Source organism: Providencia sp. PROV130 (genome assembly GCF_028482225.1).
Taxonomy (GTDB): Bacteria; Pseudomonadota; Gammaproteobacteria; order Enterobacterales; family Enterobacteriaceae; genus Providencia; species Providencia rettgeri.
Map to the genome: position 1 here is coordinate 55205 of NZ_JAMPQC010000024.1, position 19776 is coordinate 74980.

12 protein-coding genes are annotated in these 19776 nt (G+C 40.2%); 3 read left to right on the forward strand and 9 right to left on the reverse strand.

Features of this window, described 5'->3' with window-relative positions:
* The first annotated feature begins 131 nt into the window (after positions 1–131).
* Positions 132–6758 carry an Ig-like domain-containing protein gene (locus tag PSF28_RS16680; RefSeq protein WP_272685388.1) on the forward strand — a complete coding sequence of 2209 codons (6627 nt, stop codon included), beginning with the start codon at positions 132–134 and terminating at the stop codon, positions 6756–6758.
* 85 nt (positions 6759–6843) lie between these two features.
* On the opposite strand, the gene PSF28_RS16685 is transcribed toward PSF28_RS16680, so the two are convergent.
* The 9 genes from PSF28_RS16685 to PSF28_RS16725 form a co-directional block, all read right to left on the reverse strand.
* A complete protein-coding gene (locus tag PSF28_RS16685; protein ID WP_272685389.1) occupies positions 6844–7539 on the reverse strand; it encodes a helix-turn-helix domain-containing protein in 696 nt (231 codons plus the stop codon).
* Positions 7540–8165: 626 nt separating this feature from the next.
* Positions 8166–9392 carry an SGNH/GDSL hydrolase family protein gene (locus PSF28_RS16690; protein ID WP_210838260.1) on the reverse strand — a complete coding sequence of 409 codons (1227 nt, stop codon included), beginning with the start codon at positions 9390–9392 and terminating at the stop codon, positions 8166–8168.
* The gene (locus tag PSF28_RS16695) at positions 9364–10533 is read right to left on the reverse strand and encodes an SGNH/GDSL hydrolase family protein (RefSeq protein WP_272685390.1); all 1170 of its coding nucleotides are present in this window, start codon (positions 10531–10533) and stop codon (positions 9364–9366) included. Before PSF28_RS16695 ends, PSF28_RS16690 begins: the two co-directional genes overlap by 29 nt.
* Positions 10520–11938 carry an MBOAT family O-acyltransferase gene (locus PSF28_RS16700; protein ID WP_272685391.1) on the reverse strand — a complete coding sequence of 473 codons (1419 nt, stop codon included), beginning with the start codon at positions 11936–11938 and terminating at the stop codon, positions 10520–10522. Before PSF28_RS16700 ends, PSF28_RS16695 begins: the two co-directional genes overlap by 14 nt.
* A gap of 520 nt (positions 11939–12458) precedes the next feature.
* Positions 12459–13268 carry a protein bax gene (locus tag PSF28_RS16705; protein WP_210838263.1) on the reverse strand — a complete coding sequence of 270 codons (810 nt, stop codon included), beginning with the start codon at positions 13266–13268 and terminating at the stop codon, positions 12459–12461.
* 489 nt (positions 13269–13757) lie between these two features.
* Positions 13758–14903: a DUF4056 domain-containing protein gene (locus tag PSF28_RS16710; protein ID WP_272685392.1), complete on the reverse strand. Its 1146-nt coding sequence runs from the start codon at positions 14901–14903 to the stop codon at positions 13758–13760.
* Entirely contained in the window at positions 14903–16048 is a 1146-nt protein-coding gene (locus tag PSF28_RS16715; protein ID WP_210838267.1) for a BamA/TamA family outer membrane protein, read from the reverse strand. Before PSF28_RS16715 ends, PSF28_RS16710 begins: the two co-directional genes overlap by 1 nt.
* The gene (locus PSF28_RS16720) at positions 16048–17034 is read right to left on the reverse strand and encodes a hypothetical protein (RefSeq protein WP_210838269.1); all 987 of its coding nucleotides are present in this window, start codon (positions 17032–17034) and stop codon (positions 16048–16050) included. The genes PSF28_RS16715 and PSF28_RS16720 overlap by 1 nt, the downstream gene beginning before the upstream one ends.
* A gap of 236 nt (positions 17035–17270) precedes the next feature.
* Positions 17271–17453 carry a hypothetical protein gene (locus PSF28_RS16725; RefSeq protein WP_210838271.1) on the reverse strand — a complete coding sequence of 61 codons (183 nt, stop codon included), beginning with the start codon at positions 17451–17453 and terminating at the stop codon, positions 17271–17273.
* A 252-nt stretch (positions 17454–17705) separates the two neighbouring features.
* On the opposite strand from PSF28_RS16725, the gene PSF28_RS16730 reads away from it, so the two are divergent.
* Together PSF28_RS16730 and PSF28_RS16735 are read left to right on the forward strand one after the other, a co-directional pair.
* Complete coding sequence (locus PSF28_RS16730) at positions 17706–19163, forward strand: DUF4026 domain-containing protein (protein ID WP_272685393.1); 1458 nt, start codon at positions 17706–17708, stop codon at positions 19161–19163.
* Positions 19164–19295: 132 nt separating this feature from the next.
* Positions 19296–19751, forward strand: coding sequence for a regulatory protein RecX (locus PSF28_RS16735; RefSeq protein ID WP_272685394.1), 456 nt, complete (start codon positions 19296–19298; stop codon positions 19749–19751).
* Positions 19752–19776 lie beyond the last annotated feature (25 nt).

Sequence of the window (19776 nt, forward strand, 5' to 3'; positions counted from 1 at the left end):
AAGAAAGGATGTCAGGCCAAATTATATTAGAAGGCGTTTTATTTTTAATTAAATGGATATAATTGTTTTTATTAACGCCAGCATGTGAGTATTCGCTGATGACCTCATTTATTAATATAATGATATAGAACATGAAAGATAAAACTATCACAGATAAATTAAAAAATATAGAAATCCAAAAGTTTAAAGTTCAAGGACTTGATTTAATTATCACTAAGCCAGATGGCTCTATTGAGAACATTAAAAATGGGTTGTCAGAAGTTATTTTAGGCAATATGACATTATCGACTGAGCAGGGGGCGATTCTTTCACAAGATGAAATTCTATCCTCAATAACCTTAAATGTGGGCGCCGATGCCGTTTATATCAAAGAGCAATTAACGAGTGATATCGTTGAATATGCAGATAATCAAGCCTCAAAAAATAAGAGTAAACAAATAGATGATGACGAGCAGCAAGATGATAATCGGCAAGATGATGAACAAAGTTTCAGTAAAAAATTGGCAGAATTAAATCAAAAAAATCAACAATTAGAAAAGACACTTCAGACCTTGTCTTCAGAGAAAGATGAAAAAGAAGTGTTATTAAGCTCATCACTGACAAAGCTCGCTGAAGCGAAAAAACAGCTAAATCAAAAAAGCAAAGTAGAAAAAGTACCAGTAGAAGACAGCGACTTAACCTTCTCTCCACCATCTGCACCTGTCGCTATGCCAACAAGTTCCTCATCATCATCCACTCAGTCTGCCAATAAACCATCTGCAACGCCCCAAATAGCTAAACCGATGGCACAGGTTTTTATTCAGGGAAAATTAAGCGAAGAGTCCGACTCAGGTAAAAAGGGCGATAACATTACGAATATTAATACACCAACATTTATGGGTGTCGTTTCTCTCGATAGTCAGGCTTATCTAACGATTAATGATCATAAGTACCCTATAACCGCGGATAAAGACGGGAAATGGTCATTAAAAATCACAGAACCGTTAGAAGATAAAATATATGAATATTCATTAGTAGCCTCCTCCGGTGATGGCAAACCTGTCACCGTGAGTGGTCAATTTGAAGTGGACACTCAGCTTGATAACCTCTCTGTTAACCTTGATAGGCATTCGGATATTGAAACGACTGGGGGAAGGCTAACGAATAAGCAAGTTCCTACTTTTGCAGGAAAAGCTGAAGCAGGGAGTTCGGTAACGCTAACGATTTCAGGGCAAACATTATCGACAATTGCTGATGATAAAGGGGTATGGCGAATTACAGTCGAGAAGCCACTGTCTGATGGTGTACTAGCTTATCAAGTTACTGCAGTGGATACAGCGGGTAACCAAAAAACCATCACTGAGAGCGTTACCATCAAAACATCAAAACCCGATGCTAGTGTACTGCTTGATGACTCAGCGGTTTTCTTGACCAATAAAGTCAAGCCAACGCTTACGGGGAAAACAGATCCCAATTCCAATGTTATCGTTAAGGTGGCTGAAAAAGAGTACCTCACCAAAGCCAATGAGCAAGGCGATTGGTCACTCACCATCACTGATAACCTAGCAGATGGCTCACATGTATTAAACGTTACGGTAACAGACAATGTAGGGAATCAGGGTATATTTATCCAGAGTCTATTGGTAGATACTACCTCACCCGCCGCACAAGCGACACTGACCGAAAGCAGTGACTCGGGGCTCAAAGGCGACCATATCACCCAACAACAAGCGGTGACCTTGGCAGGGAGCACCAAACCCCAATCGACGGTTGTTATCCAATTTTCGGGGCAGGAGTACAGCACCATTGCAGACAAAGACGGGCAGTGGCAAATAATGTTGCCTGCGGTGGATAAAGACGGCAAGTATGATTATCAAGTGAGCGTGACCGATACCATTGGAAATGTTGGCACATCCAACCGGCATTTTACCGTAGATACGCAGGTGGATAGCCTATCGGTACAGCTAGATACGCAGTCGGATAGCGGTAATATTGGCGATAACATCACCAACGAGACCCGCCCGCATTTTTCAGGCAAAGCGGAAGCAGGCAGCCTTATCGCGTTGACGATTGACGGGCAGCAGTTGAATACGACGGCGGATAGCCATGGTGAATGGTCGGTAGTGGCGCAAAACATACTCGCCGACGGCGTTTATGATTATGAAGTGAAAGCCACGGACGTGGCGGGCAATAGCGCGGTGGTTACAGAGTCTGTGCAGATAAAAACCACCTTGCACCCGACGACGTTACAGCTTAATAACCAGTCGGATTTTATCACTAGTCAATTGACGCCAACGTTGTCTGGGCTGAGTGAGGCAAATGCCAAAATCAGCATCGCGATTGATGGAAAAACATATTCTACGCAAGCAGACAGTCAAGGGAATTGGTTGGTGTTGATCACCTCACCACTCACGTTAGGAAGTCATTCACTCAAGGTGCAGGTTATTGATATTGCGGGTAATAGTGAGAAAATCAGTGAAATACTGCATATCGATACCACCTCACCCGCCGCACAAGCGACACTGACCGAAAGCAGTGACTCGGGGCTCAAAGGCGACCATATCACCCAACAACAAGCGGTGACCTTGGCAGGGAGCACCAAACCCCAATCGACGGTTGTTATCCAATTTTCGGGGCAGGAGTACAGCACCATTGCAGACAAAGACGGGCAGTGGCAAATAACGTTGCCTGCGGTGGATAAAGACGGCAAGTATGATTATCAAGTGAGTGTGACCGATACCATTGGAAATGTTGGTACATCCAACGGTCAGTTCATTGTCGATAGCAATATTACACTGACCGCACATTTAGATCCTGCAAGCCAAGAAAACCCGAATACTTCGGTGACTTATTTAAAAAGACCACAAATTAGTGGCGAAGCTGACCCCGAAAGTAAAATTACGGCTGAATTCAAAGGACAAATTAAAACAGTTTATGCCGATAGCCAAGGAAAATGGTCTCTGATTTTTGATGTTGATGCAGATGTCGGTATGGATAATCACTACAAGATCACCGCAGAGGATGCGGCGGGCAACCAAGATACAATCAGTCAGAGTTTCACGTATCAACCCCCATCAGTGGGAGGTGGGGAAGCTGAATTTCCGATTCTTGTCGCCACATTAGACGCTGCGAGTGATAGTGGAAAGAAAGGTGATTATATCACCAATATTACAGCCCCTAAGTTTACAGGGTTCGCTACAGCGGGGGCTAAAGTGACACTGATCATCGGGAATGAACGCTTTTCTGTATTCGCTGATAACGTGACTGGAAACTGGGAAATTCAAGCCAAAGAGCTTGCGGAAGGAAATAACTCGTATCTTGTGACGGCTGAGCACCCGACAAATGGGCAAACAAAGGATATTTCTGGAAATATCTTTATTGATACGATATCCCCCGTATTAGCTATTGAACTCAGCACAGAAACGGATACCGGAACCAAAGGAAACTTTATTACGGCACATCGTAAACCTGTATTTACCGGAAAAAGTGAACCGGGGAGTGAAATTACCCTGAAACTAAATAATGAATTGGCTTCAACAGTTGTTGATAACAATGGTTTCTGGAATTTAGCTTTACCCAATGAATTACCGAAAGATTTTATTGGTGATTATAAAATTACTGTTACGGATACGGCAGATAATCAATTCGAAAAAATAGGCACGCTGACGATAAATGATAATCCACCAAAGATAATAAATGCGGCTTTGGCTTCACAGTGGAGCCTAGGTAAATTTCATGGTGATAAATCGACTAATGACTTAGAGGCAACTTTTACAGGAAAAGTAACCCCAGGTTCAAGTTTAAAGTTTAAATTTAGACTGAGTAAGAAAGTTGAGCATATTTTTCCCATTACCAATATTGATAACGAGGGAAATTGGTCTTTTAGTTTGCCTCCCGGTTTTCTTGTCGCTGATCGACGTTATGATCTTGACCAAATGGTGTTGGTTGCAACTTCATCATCAGGAATAGTGACAGAGCAATCGATTGAAGAAAAAGGCATTCAAATCAAGGACAGTGTTTTAAATGTGACATTTCAAGTGGCCGCAGAGTCGAGCAGTACCGGAGAAATCAATAGTTCACTGAGTTCAAGCCGCTCGCCAAAGCTACAGGGAACGATTTCTGGGGCGTCGGATCGTGATGAACTCTCGGCCTCTATAATGATAGGAGGTAAACAATATAACGTTCTGCTAACGAATGGACGTAAAAAATGGGATTTTAAAGTCCCCGATGATGTTCAGCTTCCTTTAGGCGAAGTACCTTATACCTTAACATTTAAAGATGTTTATGGTTCGGTAAGGGAGTTTTCTTCTTTCGTCACAATTAGTGATTTTAAGTTTTACCTGGACCCAGATACGGATTCTGGGCAACACGGAAATCATTATACCAACCATAAGCACCCAGTTTATAAAGGAAAAATAACCCCAGGTGGCATAATTTCAGCCAAGGTGAATGGTAAAAATTACTCGATCCAAGCAAATGATAAAGGGGAGTGGCACTTTGAGGTACCAGTTCAAGGTGATGGTATTTATCATATTACCTTTGTTCAAGATGATGGTGGCCTTATGACAGCGCAAACGACACTCAACATCCTGACTAAGGCACCAACATTTAATGATTTTCATGTTGTTGATAAGCAGGTTCATGCGGGGACGCAAGTTGCGAATGTAACCAATCCTAAACTGGTTTTCACTTATCATGGAAACATGGATTATTACCTGATAAACGTGAATGGGAAAACGACTCGGCATAGTAAGCTACAAACTAAATATAATGGTTCTAAAACGGTGTTTGCTAATGAGCTAGCGTTACCTGATGGTGAGCATGTGGCAAAAATAACGGCATTTGATATCGCCGGTAATAAAACTGAGCATGAAGTGATTATTAAAGTGCTCAGTGATGAGTCCGGTAAGACGACACCAAGTATTGAATTTGGAGTGAATGGTAAACAACTAATTTCTGAAAAAGACGGCAAATTACTTTTTAACCAGAATGACTTAACACTCACGGGTACTACAAGCGTCGCGAGTCTGGTGAGCATCAAAGATGCAAATGGAAAAATACTGGGTACAACGAAGGCAAATAGCCAAGGGAGTTGGCAAATAAAATTACCCAACGACATTGTTCCTGTCGATATTAAGGATGGTGAAAGTATTAAATTATCGGTTAGTGCAAAGGACTTAGTTAGTCGTGAAACGCAGTTTGAATTTGATTTAGTCTATGACATCTCCCCTCCTGAATTAACTGCAGTCTTAGACGATCCACTAACAAGTGATGGAATTATTCATGTTAGCCAACCCTCATTTAGTGGAACAACCAAAGCTAACGCGCAAGTACGCTTGACGATCAATGGAAATATTCATCATACGGCCGCGGACCACGATGGTAACTGGCAAATTAAACTATCGGATAAGGAAGCACTGGCTGAGGGGGCTTACTCTTATGAAATCGAAGCGCATGACATTCTTGGCCAAACTAGCATGCAACCTATATCGGGCAATTTTACGGTAAAAACTATCGCTTTGGCGACGGGGGAGCTAACGGCAGACTCAGGTATTCAGGGGGATAACTGCACCAATGTAAATAAGCCGATATTTAGCGGCATGACTGAACCAAATGCGACAATTCGATTAGTGTTTGATAATAAAGTGGCCTCAGCTTTTGAAACCATTGCTAATGAAAAAGGGGAATGGTTAATTCACGTTAATACTGAATTGAGTGAAGGTATTCATGATTATGTGATTTTTGCGATTGATAATATTCAAGGTCTTAAAGGCCAAGTTTCAGGGCAATTGATGATTGATACATTAGCGCCTGAATATCTTATTGGTGGTGCGGTGAACCCTACGGACTCTACCATTGAACAGAATATTTTAACCTGTCTGACGACGCCGACTCTTGCTGGGATTACAGAGCCTGGTGCTTATTTGGAAATCACAGTGGGTCAAGATATCTACAAGAATATCCTTGCTGATAAACAGGGGGAGTGGAGTTTTACGTTAACAGAACCACTAATAGACGGTACACATGATTATCATATAAGGGTAACGGATATTGCGGGGAACCTAGGGACAAGCAATTTAACCGGAAAAATTACTGTTGATACTCAAGCGCCAGAAATTTTAGGTGGGCTAGATGCCACCACTGACTCAAGCCATAAAGGCGATAATATAACGAATATTAATACGCCAAAATTTAGTGGGGTCACAGAGGCTGGTGCAGCTATTGAGCTTGAAATTGACGGTAAAATTTATCAAGGGATGGCAGATGCAAAAGGAAAATGGACGATATTTGTAACTGATACCTTGATTGATAAAACCTATGATTATCGTATTGAAGTCAAAGATGCGGTGGGGAATAGTAAGGCGCTGGTAGGACAAATGACGGTTGATACCACTGTCCTTGAGCTTGCAGGTAGCTTAGATGTAATAACTGGCATCAGTGAAAAATGTAATGATATAACCAATATTAATACGCCAAAGTTCAGTGGGATAACTGAGCCTGATACTAAAGTATTTTTAACAATTGATAGTCATACCTATGAACAAAAAGCGAATGAGTCAGGGCAATGGGATATTTCGGTGGCAAGCCCATTAGTAGATGGGGGGTATGATTATGAAATTAATGCATATGACAAAGCGGGAAATCAGGCGCAGTTAAAAGGGAATATTACTATTTATACTGAGTTACCTGATGCAACTATTACACCCGCTCCCCATATTGATATACCCCAGATAGATACCACAATGATTCAAGTGGATGTAGATAATCACTATTTCTAGTTAAATTAGAGCCCTACCATGGACAGGTAAGGCTCGAATACTTATTTAAGAATGCTAAAGGATCAGTAATAAATTCAGTAATAAATTAAGACAAAGAATGAGGAATGTTTGATTGTGCATGAAAACTTTTAAATGCCAGTAAAAAATAAGGCACATCATCATAGCCGACTTCTTGGGCAATACGTGTCATAGGCATATTTTCTGTTTTCGATAATATCATCGCTTTATTCATTCGTGACATTAAGCTAATTTTAGAAAAACTGGTGTATTCACTGGCCAGTCGCCGTTTAAGTGTTGAAGAACTCATATGGAGTTTTTTCGCGATAGTATCTAAAGTATGGCATTGCTTACCAGCACTATGAAAAATTAAGTCATATACTTTATCTTTTATCGAAATATTTATTGATGCATATAATGTAGGGATAAATTCATTCACCAGTAAAAAAAATGACAAAATAAAACCCAAATGAATATGAATAATATCCTGGTTGGCAGTTGAGTTAACTTCTTTAATGGCAGAGTGAAATACATCTTCAATAATTGGGTTTTCTTGTAAGTTAGTACAACAAATTTGACCTATTGAAGATGTTTTTTTCTTATGAATAAATAATGCAGATTGTTGTTGATAAAAGGATTTTAACATGTCTGTGGTCATTGGAAGTACATCTACAGCTAGCAGATTTTGACTATCACGATTAATTATCTCAATTGATGCTCCTTTAGGGAGAAAACAAATATCTGAGGCTGTCAGTTTTTGCCATGGGCCTTCTTCTATTCGCATGTCAATTTCACCCGAGCTCAGTTTAAAGAGTAGGGAGTGAGTTAGATAAAAGCTATTTTTTATTTTATTTGATAGACCTTCAATACAGGTATGAAACGATTTTACACAGAAATTAGTCGACATTTTTTGAACCTAAATAAATATTACCTACGATTTAGACCGTAAAATTATTCTGGTTGTGTCAAAGAATTGTTCACGGTTTCCATTTTTTAACAACAAACCCTGAGCTTGCATAAGCTGCAAAGTGGTTTGCTATTACCTCCTTGTTTTATAAATCGCAGCGTATAGCGATGTGGTTTACTAGAAGGGACGCAGGGATACTAATTTTATGCGGTGTACATTGATTTAATTAATGGTCACGATTTTTTATGTTTTTTAGAAGGAAAAATAAATTCGTAATTAGTCAGTAGTATTCCGAGAGTGATGTTTTTAATTTGTTGTTTTTATTTGAAATAATTATTTTAGCTTTAAAATTGGAATTGGATTTTTAGAGTGACAAAAAGATAAGTAAGAAAAAAGCTAAAGTGAAATAGCCACTATTAGGCGATAAATATTAAAAATAGTAGTAAATAAAAAGGCAGGGTACGTTGAAAATACCTCTGCCTTATCGTGCATTGAGTCAGTAATTAATTTAATATTTGGCTTAACTGACTATATAAACCTTGAGCACTCTTTTTGTACCCTTCAACAGAAAGGTGAACATTATCTGGGCGGGCTAAATCTTGAGCTGCCCATGTGCGAATTGAACAAGGGCCACCCATAAAGGCTTGCCAGTCCCAAAATAACGTATTTTCCTGAGCAGCAACCGTCTTTTGAATTTGTATCACACTCATTAGATTCACAGGCATTTGAGCTTGGCAACTAGCTGCATTATTAAATTTAAGTGAATCATTCGGGCCGATAAGCAAAATAACGCTGTTAGGCATTTGTTGGCGAATTAAGCGGATTTTAGCGCGTAAATTTTGCTCATAAGCGGCTAAATCTAACGTATCATTAAAAGCTTCATTGGTTCCATAAGCTAAAATCACCATATCAGGCGACATTTGCGCTAAAGTTTCGCTCCATTGTGGCTGCCATTTATCTGCCATACTTAATGTTGCACCATTGAGCCCAAGTGCTGAAAGCATCACTCCTGGTTTTTGTGAACGCACTAACCACCCACCAATTTTTAACCCATTACCTTTATTAACAGTAACCTGAGCGGGAAGTTGGGTATTTACAGGGGATGAAAATACCCACTGGTTACCCGTGGCTGGCAATGCAACACTGGGAGAAACAGCAGGAGCGACACGCATTTGTGAATCACCTGCGCTTTGATAGAGAGTCTGTAGCTGGTAAGCCCCTAGCGCCGGCTGTAAAGGCTTAAGCACCACTTTGCTGTTGGCAGCTTGTGGTTCGGCAATTAGCCCACCAAGTGGGTAATCAAAGCGCTCATCTTTACGACTGGAAGCCAGAGACCATTCTTTCTTTTCACTCATACGGTTAATGGTTGCGGTACGTTGTCCCGGTACTGAAATAGGTGGAATGAAGCCTGGGCCCGCATCCCCATAGCGTTGCTGGAACAAGGCTCTCAAATTGCCACTGAAAAAGTCAGCGGCGGTGTGTGAGTCACCAATTTGGACGATATGCACTTGTTGGTTGCCTTGGCGTAGCTTTTTCGCCAACAGTGGCAAATTAGGTTCGGCGTTATTGATCAACTGCCCTTGTGCAACCGCAGGCTGGCCTTTGGGGAGGCTAGTCGTACGTGTTTTGTCTGATGTGTTCTGGCAAGACAATAAGCCCAGCGATAAAAGCGCAATCACGCTACCCGCCAATATTTTGGACTTAGCTTGACACAGTTTGTTCAGTTTCATGAGGTTCCTTTTCTTCCTCTTCTTCGAAATGAATGAGTGAGAATACTTTTTCAGCAATCAATTGTTGGCCTTTTCCGCTGAAATGGATCCCGTCACCACTTCGCAATTTAATTGTACTGCTTGCATCACCGATATAGTCAGAATAGGTATCGCCTTTATATTTAAAGACATCATTGACAGAAAAGTAAATTTCGCCGTTATCCTCAACTTCAGATTGGTAGAGGCTACTCAAGAATTTCATACCATCGGAGAGCGTATTTTTACGCATATTAGGGGGGCCAACCCAAATAACATCAACATTGTGCTGGCGAGCGGTCGATATTATATCACTAATCCGTTCACGGTACACTTTTTCCCAATCTTCACTTTTAAATTTGACGTATTTATAACCCGTTTGTGGTGGCATATCCCAAGGGTCATTAGGGCCTAAAAAAACGACGAGAACCTTAATGTTCGGGTTATCATTCAATGCCTTGGCAATGGTTTGTGGCCAATTGAAAAAGCGTGGATATGCTAATCCTGTACTTTGTTTGCTTAGATTAATGCTATCAATATTATATTTTTTCAAGAGCATGTTTTTAACATGTGGAGCAACACCTTGCATCATGGAGTCCCCCGCAAACAGAACTTGTTGGCCTTTTTCGATATTGGCAACATGTTTTGGCACGATTGGCTGATCTGTTTTGATAGTAAAACCACCAAAGTTAATTTTGGGGTTTTTCTCCCTAGCTTGTGGCCGTTTCAGGCGTTCAGGGAAGGTAATCGATAAGCTTTCAGCTGGGTAAACATAGCCATTCACAAAATGAAGACCAACTTGAAACCCGGTGGGAAAACTGAGTGCTTTGTCTTTATTGGCCAATGCGATTTCTGCCGCTTGCTTGTCCTCTTGCGCTTTTTGCCCTGATGCGTAGTAAGTAAATAGGCTTCCAGCCTCAAGTGCACCATCATGTAAATAAGCTCCGTAATCCCAGATAGGATTACCCGACATTTTTGCCCATGGGGTATCTTGATGATATTTCTGCTGCCAAAATCGTTCTAGTGAGCTTTGATTCAACCAAATTAATAATAGGCCGGCAACGAGGACAATAAATAAAATCTGCCCAACCTTGATGAGGGTATTTTTAAACTCAGAAGTTAGCATAAATAAACCCCGGCATACCTGAAGGAGAAAGCATAAACATAATGGTTAGAATAATCGCGAGCGGAATAGGGTAATAATACCAAGGAATAGTTTGGTATTTTTTCGCCACATAATGGTAGCCTTGTACAAAATAAGGGTAGGTAATCAGTAGTAGCCAAAATGCGACTAATAATCCCAAGCTTGCATTAATAGAAGCGATAAAACCAGATGCAGTGATTTGATTCACTATTAGCAGTGCATCATCAAATGAGGCACTACGAAAGAAGATCCAAGCAAAACAGACGAAATGGAAAGTAATAATACGCGAAACCCAAACTGATAATGTTTTATTAGGGATCACTTGAGTCCATCCTAATTTTTCCATGCATAAACTCTTAAGATTGAGTAATACAATCCCTAATCCATGAATGGCTCCCCATACCACAAATGTCATTGCAGCACCGTGCCATAACCCTGAAATGACCATAGCAAGGAATACATTAGTGTTCATACGACTAAAACCTTTGCGGTTACCGCCAAGGGGAATATAAATGTAGTCGCGAATAAAGGTTGATAAGCTGATATGCCAGCGAGCCCAAAACTCTTTTAAATTTGCAGCTAAATAAGGCGCATTAAAGTTAACAGGAACTCTAAACCCTAATAATAACGCGATGCCCGTCACCAGGTTGGTATAACCAGAGAAGTTAAAGTAAATATTCCAAGCATACGCATAGGTTGCTATTAGAATCTCTCCCGCACTGTAACCCACAGGGGCATCAAAGACAGGGTTTACAAAATTTTCAGATAAGTAAGAGCTAAATAAAAACAATTTCACCAGTGCTAATGAGATAAGCAATATGGCTTTTCGAGGATCTAAAACCTCACGGCTTTCAGCTTGTATTTGAGGAAGAAAGTTCTTCGCACGATTGATTGGTCCCGCAACGATACTTGGAAAAAATGCAAGGTATAGTGTCACGTCAAAGAAATCAGCTTTAGGAATTTCTTTGCGGCAAACCGATACGGTATAGCTTACCGAGTGGAATACATAAAAGGAGAGGCCAAGAGGTGCGAGTATCTCCAATATAGGAAGGCCAACACTAAAACCAAATTTGTCGAGTGTTTGCTGGATAGTCTCTTGGAAGAATGAGTAATACTTAAAAGTGGTAAAGAAACCAATAATGACGGCGGTAAGAATACCGTATATCCATCGACTAGAGAGCCAATTAGTTGCCACATTGGTAAGCAAATAAATGATCAGTGTGTAGCTAAATAAAATATAAGCAAAGTCAGGGCTAAATGAATAAACAAAAAAATAGCTAGCAGTGATTAATAAGCCATTCTGTAGTTTTGCACTGGGCTGACAACCCCAATAAATAAGAAAAAAAATTAAGAAAGAGCCAAGAAACTCAAAAGAGAAGAAATTCATATTAGACTCAAAGATGTTAATTATTTTGTTAGAAGGTGAGGGTATATGATATTTGATCTCTTTTTCTATGCAATCAGAATATTGCTTGTCATATTGCTCGTCATATTTCGAATGGTGACTTTGTTGGCTACGTTCAGCTACCCTAGTCACATACTTATGTATGCTCCTAGGGATAGCCTCTCTTGCCGCCTCGCCACCACTCGAACTATTTAGAGCAATGGCATAAATCTAAAATAACGAATAAAAGCCATTAAAAAACAAGTAATGCTTTTGATTGGCAGTAGGGAACCTCTCTTGTCGCCTTGCCACCACTTGAACTATTTAGAGCAATGGCGTGAATCTAAAATAATGAATAAAAGCCATTAAAAAACAAGTAATGCTTTTGATTGGCAGTAGGGAGCCTCTCTTATCGCCTTGCCACCACTCGAACTATTTAGAGCAATAGAGTCAACCTAAAAAATAATAAAAAAATCCACTTAACGAAGTGGATTTTTTATGTCTTGTACCTGGTGATACAAAATTAAATGCGAGTGGCTGCTCTTTGTTGAGCTTGTGTAATCAATTCTTCATTACTCGCGTACATCTCTTGTAAATAGCGGTTATAGGTTGAACCTAACTCTGAATATCCTTTCATATCATTGATTAGCTTTTTAGTATCTAGCTCATCTTTTGATAGACGTTGCTTTGCTCGTGAAGTACGTAGTGACTCATAAGCATTATGGGTATTCATGTTCTTCATGTAAGCAGTTACGGTATCTTCTACAGAAGCATAGGAAGAATAGCCTTTGACTTTCCCTTGCTTAGTTTGGCAGCCGCTACCGCAGCGCATACCAAATAAATTACCGTTTTGCAGTGCGAGTTGTGAAGTACCCCAGCCAGACTCTGTTGCTGCTTGTGTTGCAACTAAGTGCGTTGGCATGATGTCGACACGACTCAATAGTTTGTCCCAATTTAAACGTTTTGGGTTACTACATTTCATACCATAACTATTACAGATTTGCTCAAGACGGCGCAATTCTTGGGCGCTCCACTTCTTGTTAGCTCGTACTGATAACAACCAAGTACGTTCAGCCATGATCTGCTTATTCACTTTTTCAATAACAGGGACAACCGTTTTCAAAAATGCTTTCTTTCGAGGTGTACCAGAAGGGTATTTACGTAAATCAGGGAGTGAGGTTTTAGCCTGACTTACATTCTGTTGCACAGTTTTATTAGTATACTCTTTATTGAGCATTGTGCTGGTACTGGTGGAGCCCATACTCAGGCTCGAAAATAAAAGTAAAAATAAGAAAGCGAAGACGGCGTTTGTCCTCATCGTTCGAGAGGGCATTTGCTTCTCCTAAGTATCTCTGAACAAAATTCGAGCGAATATTAGCAGATTAATTTTTTACGAGCTACATTTATCCGGGTGACATTAGGGAAATTTCTGTATTATTTTGTAGGCTTTTTTATATTATTATGAATCAACTGATTTTAAATGGTGTAAAGTTTCTATTGGTATATTTTCATATGAAGAATGATTAATTAAACTGTTTATTTCCGCAGTGCCCACGCTTGACTTAAGTTAAATTCGAGCAAAAAGCATACAATTCATGTAGTTATTATAAGGTTATTTTGTCTGAAAAATAAGCAGTTAATAGGCTATTTATTAACCAAAATGAGATCTCCATCGTTTTATTAAAGCCTATCGAGGAGACAAAAGTGAAATTAGATTATTATCTGCAAATGAGTAAAAAGTGACATTTACCTTAGTTTTTAAGTGCAACAATGTCAGAGTAAAGTCCTATAGGATGAGTCATATGGATATCTCAAATAGGCCTTAAGGTTTTAAAATTTGTTGCAGTAAATCTTGTTGCTTCGCATCTTCCGCCAGCTGTGGAAAATCTGCCACTGTCCAATAAGAGGTTGGTTTGGGGAGCTGTTTCATGTTACCAGTAGGGAGCAAACGCAGTTGTGCGAGTAATGACAAATCATATTTGAGATAGCGATCAGGCAACGTTAAAAATAAGCTTTCAGATGGCATAATTTGTGGGGGCATCAGAGGATAACGTTGGTCACTTGTTTGGTAATCCCTTGTTAAAACAAGAAATTTCTCCGGTACTCTACGGTAACTGTTCCACCATAAGCCATCTACGCTATCAAACATTTTGCGGGTTATACTTTTTTCTTTGCTACCTAGCCGCTGAAGTGCTCGTGGAAGAATATTTTCCATTGATTGAGAATAAGTGGCTAAAGAGTCTGCTCGGCCTTGTAGTATCAAAGTTAAGGCGAGACGGGAACCAAGTAAATTTGAGTACAGGTCTTCAGGGGAAAATGCGGAAATCCCTTCGGAAAATCCCGGTACAGATTGATAACCATACCACTGCGCAATTTCATGCCATACTGCGAGCTGGAAAGCTAATTTTGCGGCTAAGTAGGCGCTTAGGGTATAACGTTGTTTGGCAGATTGTGGTGGTTTAAATGCACTGAAATGAATTTGTCTATCCGCCAACTCTTCACTAAGTGACAGCGACCATTGTTGGCCAAGGCGTGGGTAAATTTGGCTAAATAAGTAAAAAGTATAATCTGCAGTATCTCTGACATGGGAAATATCAATAAACCCGCTTTTATCCGTATAGAGTAAGCCTATTTTTTCATTACTGAGCCCCATTAATGCCGCAGAGGCACCTAAAAAGCTGTCATTATAATGATGTTCACCGAGGCTATCTGCTTCAACGATATTATCGATAGTGTAAAATGGGACTGGTAATCCCCACAGTTCAGCTTGCAAGTTGTAGCCAAAAGCGCAGCAAGCGCGCAAACCTTGTGGAGGAGCTAAGGAAGCAACCACAGGCCAAGCTTGTGAGGCCGCTTCAAAAGTATAGGGGGTAATTACAGGCTCAATGGCAGGCAATTCCAGTTTGTCATGACTTTGGCAGGCGGCTAATAAAAGCGCAATCCCCATTGCCAGAACCCATTTGAACATTAAAATGCCTCCCCAACCTGAAAATAAACCCCTGTGCTGTTGCGGCCGACACCTAAATCCAAGCGAACATTCATTCTTGGTTTAAATTCAAAACGGTAGCCAACACCTACGGTGGGCAACCAATGCCTTTGGCCTAAGTCGGATGCAGTATCGCTCATGGTTCCTGTGCCTAACCAACCAACAACGCCATGGCGCCAATCGAGTTTATGGCGGAGTTCTATTTGGCTGGTGAAAATATTGTTATCGCGATAACGGCCTTCGTAATACCCGCGCATGCGGTTACCATTACCAAGTAATGATAGCTGGTTCCACGGTACATTTCCGCTTGAAAACCTTGCATAATTGTCGAATGCAATAACAGTCTCTTCGGCTAAGGCATGGTAATAGGCATATTGTAATTGGGTGGTTTGGAAGCGTGTATCGCTACCGAGGCTAGGTGTAAAATAAGTATAAACGGCCTCAAAAGTTTGACCATGATGGGCATTGGGCAGGAAATCTCGTGTGTCATAACTGTAATATGCACTGATGCCTGAATTTAACACCGAGCGACCCCCAATTGACTTGGAGAAATACTGTTTCGCACCATCATCAGGATCGCTGGCATTGATTGATGAGAAGTTCCAACCGAGCCCGACATAAGTAGAATCAGCCAGTTGGTATAAGGCTCTTGGAGTTATTTGGAACTCTTGAGAATGGTACTTTTCTTTGTTGTGATCGTTTTTCCCTGCAGAATATCCCTTACCCCAATAATAAGTGGGAATATTGTTAATGGTGCCGGAAACAAATAACCGCCACTGGTCGTTATCAATAAAATTATAATTGGTAAAATTTAATCCAAATGCGCCGGTCGACGATGCAAAACCGCTTAATCCAATAGAAGATGGCTGGGTTTGTTTATCTTCTTTATCTATTCGATATAAACCAACCAGTGCGGTGCCAATACCAATGCCCATTTCGGGGGTATAAAATGGTCCTGGCAATATGCCCCAATCAACAGTTTTACTTTCATCAAAGCTATTTTCCCCACCGAGATCGTTTAGCCAGCCATCGATTTGCTGGCGGTCAGGAAGAAAATCTGCTTTAGCAGGAAAAATAATAAAAAGGCTGAGCAAGGCCAGCCTTTGAATAATTGCCGAATGCCACATTAAAAACGGAATTCTCCAGATACAAAGAAGGTATTACGGTTATTAAAACCGAATTCAGTGAGCACATTAAAATTACGCGTAAACTCGACACGAGCACCGACAGTATTATTCCATTTATGAGCAAGATGTTGTTTTACATCGAATTTCATGCCAGGGTCATCTAGGGCATTAATAAAACCTTGAAATGCCGGCGGTAAATCGAGTTTATTTACATTCCCTTTAAAGCGTTGGGTGATGTCTTGGTACATGGCACCAGTCCAAATTTGAATTTTTGTATCACCTTGCCCATCAATTAATGGATCAAAAGTGAATTGATAACCAATACGAGGGGAAATTATTAAAGCTTTAATGTCACCATCTAAAACATCAAGGTTAGTTTTGGTGTAGTTTAAATCTAATGTTGTGAAAAAGTCGTTATAACCTCCGGCTAAAGTAAAACCAGCACCATAAGTTTTTCCTTTGAAATCTAAATCAAAAGGTTGATCTTTAAGTAAAAAATCTAAGGATAAACCACCTAAACTACCGCCGTTTAATGTAGTATGTGATTTACCTTTAGTGTGGCCATATAACCCGTAAATGTTTAAAAAAGGAAAAATCCAAGAGTCTATCTTTAGAGTGTGTGTTTCACTTTTTTGTCGTGTGTGGCCTGCATCAATACTCAGCGCAGCGGCGGTATCTGGGTTTTTAGGCATAATAAACCCGATTCTATCCACCACAATATCTTGGCGCATATTCATATAACCATAACTTGCCCCAAATGGTTCCGGTAAATCATACCCTCGAGCACGGGCTTCATCGCCCCAAATCGGCAGTACTCGTGACTCTGTGGTAGAAGAACGAGTAATGCCGCCTTCGCTATTATTTTGTGGTACTCCAGATTCACTTACAGAGACTGAAAATAATGGACGATCGCTATCGGCAAAGCTCACAGACATGCTCATAATAGAAGAAAGGATCAGTGCAGTACTGAATTGAATGCGTTTCATAAAATTGGCTCAATATTTGGACAATAAAGAAGTGTAATAGATAAATTGTTATTAGTCGTACAGCGATGATTGGAATTCTATCATTAGAAATTTATTATTAGATGGCGCTTAATGCTTTTTTGTTGATAAGTTGAACTAAAGAAATGTGTGTTTATTATTTATTTAAGATGGCTATATGAAAGGGATAGAGCAGGTGCCGATATAATAAACAATACCGGCACTGAGCAGGCAAAAGGCTATTTTTTAGTTTGCTGATGAAACTTAACACGCTCATGAAAATAGGCTTTCAAATGGTCTTCTAATTGGTGAATTTTTTGTTCTAAAGCATCCACAAAAACGTCATCATTATTCATATCAAAAACACGCTGCATTGCGAGATCATCGACATATTCTTTTTGTGCCTTGGTTAAATCAGCCATATTTGAATTACCTTTATTGAAATAGGACTTTTGCTTCATCAATATAAAGCAAATTAAAGAAAGAGCATTATTGTGCCTCAGCCAATACCGTATGAAAAGTAGAATAACTGATTGTCGAATAATGATTATTTATTAACTTAGTTGCAATACGAAGGATCAAATCACAATCTCAGTTTGTTAAGAATAATCACAATATTCTTAATGAATATAAGCTGATATCCTCGCCACAGTCACTTATTAATAGGTCTGAAAATGAATAATAAACAACACTACCTTGATACCGCAGCAGGTGAGGGCGAGAAAGAAGCATCAATGATGGTTGCTATTCCTGGTTCTGAGCTGACGTCTTTATTACTTGAGCAGCGTTTAGAAGAACAAACTTATTTCACCGAGGGTGAGATAGATTACATTCCAGAGGATGGCGGTTTTTTCTTTAGCTGTAAAAAAGGTGAAGAAGAATTGCGTTTTTATATCGCTTTAGTGGATAGCGACCCTGAATATACCATCAACCCTTATTTTGCCACTGACCCAATTAGCCCTGAGCTGTATGCAGAAGCAAGTGCAGCCCCTCAAGCGGTGATTGTTGAGTGTTTATTTCAAGGGCAACCATTAGTCAATTATCTGCAGCAGCTAAAGGTCATTCAAATCTTGGTACCTGACTTATTACTGGGCTTGGATATTTCTGCCGCAGGGAAAGTGTTTACTCGTGAGTGGCTTAATTTCCAACTCATTGATGACTTGATGCCAAGCATTGACTCTCTGTATGTTGTTCATGCCATTTATGACCAAGAAGACAACGAAGACAAGCCAGAAGAAGAGCGTGCGCCGACCATGTATTGGTTCCACACGCACGGGTTGGCACGTTGTGGTTTGTCGGAAGCGGAAATTATTATACCGCACCCGATTGCTTCTTATTATGGTATTCCCGAACTGTTTTGGAGCTTCGTGAATAACAGCATTACTCACGGAAAAATCGTGTTTAATGAGCCGATTTTTATTGGACAAACCCAGGCGGGCTATGAATATTTAGTTGCAGTACCGTTTGAAGAAGGGCTGCTACATGTAGGTAAATCCACACCCATTGATGATTTAAAACCGCTAGAAGAGATGAGTTTCGAGTTTGGAGATGCATCATCAGAGCGTTTTATGGGAGATTGGCATGATAGAGACGAATCTCATCAACATCCTTCAGCCATGTTATTCCGTGTAACACAAGAAAACCCAACCTTAGAAAGCTTCTTTGAAGGGTTTGAAGATCAAAATGCCATGATGTTTATGCGTACTGACGAAGAAACGGCCGATATGTCCCGCAAAGCTAAGTTACGTTGGGAGTATTTCACTCATATGTTAGATAACTACGGGCCAAAACCGGTTGCTCAGAAGAAGGGTTTTTTTGCCAAATTCCTCGGTAAAAACGAGGAAACTGAAGACTCTGAATGGCGTTTTTTGGTGAAATGCGGTATTGGCTACCATGATGCGGAAGAAGATTTCGATGGCCATGAACATATGTGGTTTGAACCTGTTTCTTGGCATGGTGACCAATTTGAAGGGCGCTTAATAAACCATCCTTTTTATGTGCAAAATATGCAAGAAGGGGAAGTTTACCCATTAACACGTGATGATATTACGGACTGGACAATTTATTTCCAAGACGGTAGCTATACTCCGGATACGATATATAAACTGCTAAGTGGTACTCAAGTTCACTAACTCGTCATACTTCAAGCTGCATGGGTGTTGACTGCGCTCAGCCAAATCACATGCTTATTCAAGCTAGAGTACAAAGGTTTATGTTAGACTGGGCGCGCAATGCGCCCAATTTAATGATGAAAGTTTAACGCTATGAATGAATCCGAGCTTTACCAATATGCCTTATTTATGCTTTCCCGCCGTGATTACGGTAAAGCTGAGCTATTTGCCCGTATGAAACGGCGTATGTATGAAAAAAATGAAGGCATTATTGACGAGCCTTTAATTGAATTGGTGCTTGAGCGGTTAAGTGAGCAACATTTTCTTGATGATGACCGTGTCGCAGGGTTATTAATGCAAGGTTATCTGCGCAAGGGATACGGCCCATTGCGGATAAAACAAGAAATGCGGCAGAAAGGTTTTCCTGAAACAATTGTGGAAAAGCATTTTGCCACTTTAGATGTAGACTGGTTTGAAAAGGCCGCATGGGTGCGCAATAAGAAGTTTGGGGATAACATTCCTAAAGATTTTAAAGAAAAGAGCAAGCAAATTCGTTATCTGCAATATCGCGGCTTTTTTGGTGATATGATTTATGAGTTATTTAGTTAATCAATTTTCCTCTTTAATGTGAAAA

Coding starts and splice junctions, on each gene's coding strand:
- PSF28_RS16680 (WP_272685388.1), top strand. CDS start 132: ATGAAAGATAAAACTATCACAGATAAATTAAAAAATATAGAAATCCAA.
- PSF28_RS16685 (WP_272685389.1), bottom strand. CDS start 7,539: ATGCGAATAGAAGAAGGCCCATGGCAAAAACTGACAGCCTCAGATATT.
- PSF28_RS16690 (WP_210838260.1), bottom strand. CDS start 9,392: ATGAAACTGAACAAACTGTGTCAAGCTAAGTCCAAAATATTGGCGGGT.
- PSF28_RS16695 (WP_272685390.1), bottom strand. CDS start 10,533: ATGCTAACTTCTGAGTTTAAAAATACCCTCATCAAGGTTGGGCAGATT.
- PSF28_RS16700 (WP_272685391.1), bottom strand. CDS start 11,938: ATGAATTTCTTCTCTTTTGAGTTTCTTGGCTCTTTCTTAATTTTTTTT.
- PSF28_RS16705 (WP_210838263.1), bottom strand. CDS start 13,268: ATGCCCTCTCGAACGATGAGGACAAACGCCGTCTTCGCTTTCTTATTT.
- PSF28_RS16710 (WP_272685392.1), bottom strand. CDS start 14,903: ATGTTCAAATGGGTTCTGGCAATGGGGATTGCGCTTTTATTAGCCGCC.
- PSF28_RS16715 (WP_210838267.1), bottom strand. CDS start 16,048: ATGTGGCATTCGGCAATTATTCAAAGGCTGGCCTTGCTCAGCCTTTTT.
- PSF28_RS16720 (WP_210838269.1), bottom strand. CDS start 17,034: ATGAAACGCATTCAATTCAGTACTGCACTGATCCTTTCTTCTATTATG.
- PSF28_RS16725 (WP_210838271.1), bottom strand. CDS start 17,453: ATGGCTGATTTAACCAAGGCACAAAAAGAATATGTCGATGATCTCGCA.
- PSF28_RS16730 (WP_272685393.1), top strand. CDS start 17,706: ATGAATAATAAACAACACTACCTTGATACCGCAGCAGGTGAGGGCGAG.
- PSF28_RS16735 (WP_272685394.1), top strand. CDS start 19,296: ATGAATGAATCCGAGCTTTACCAATATGCCTTATTTATGCTTTCCCGC.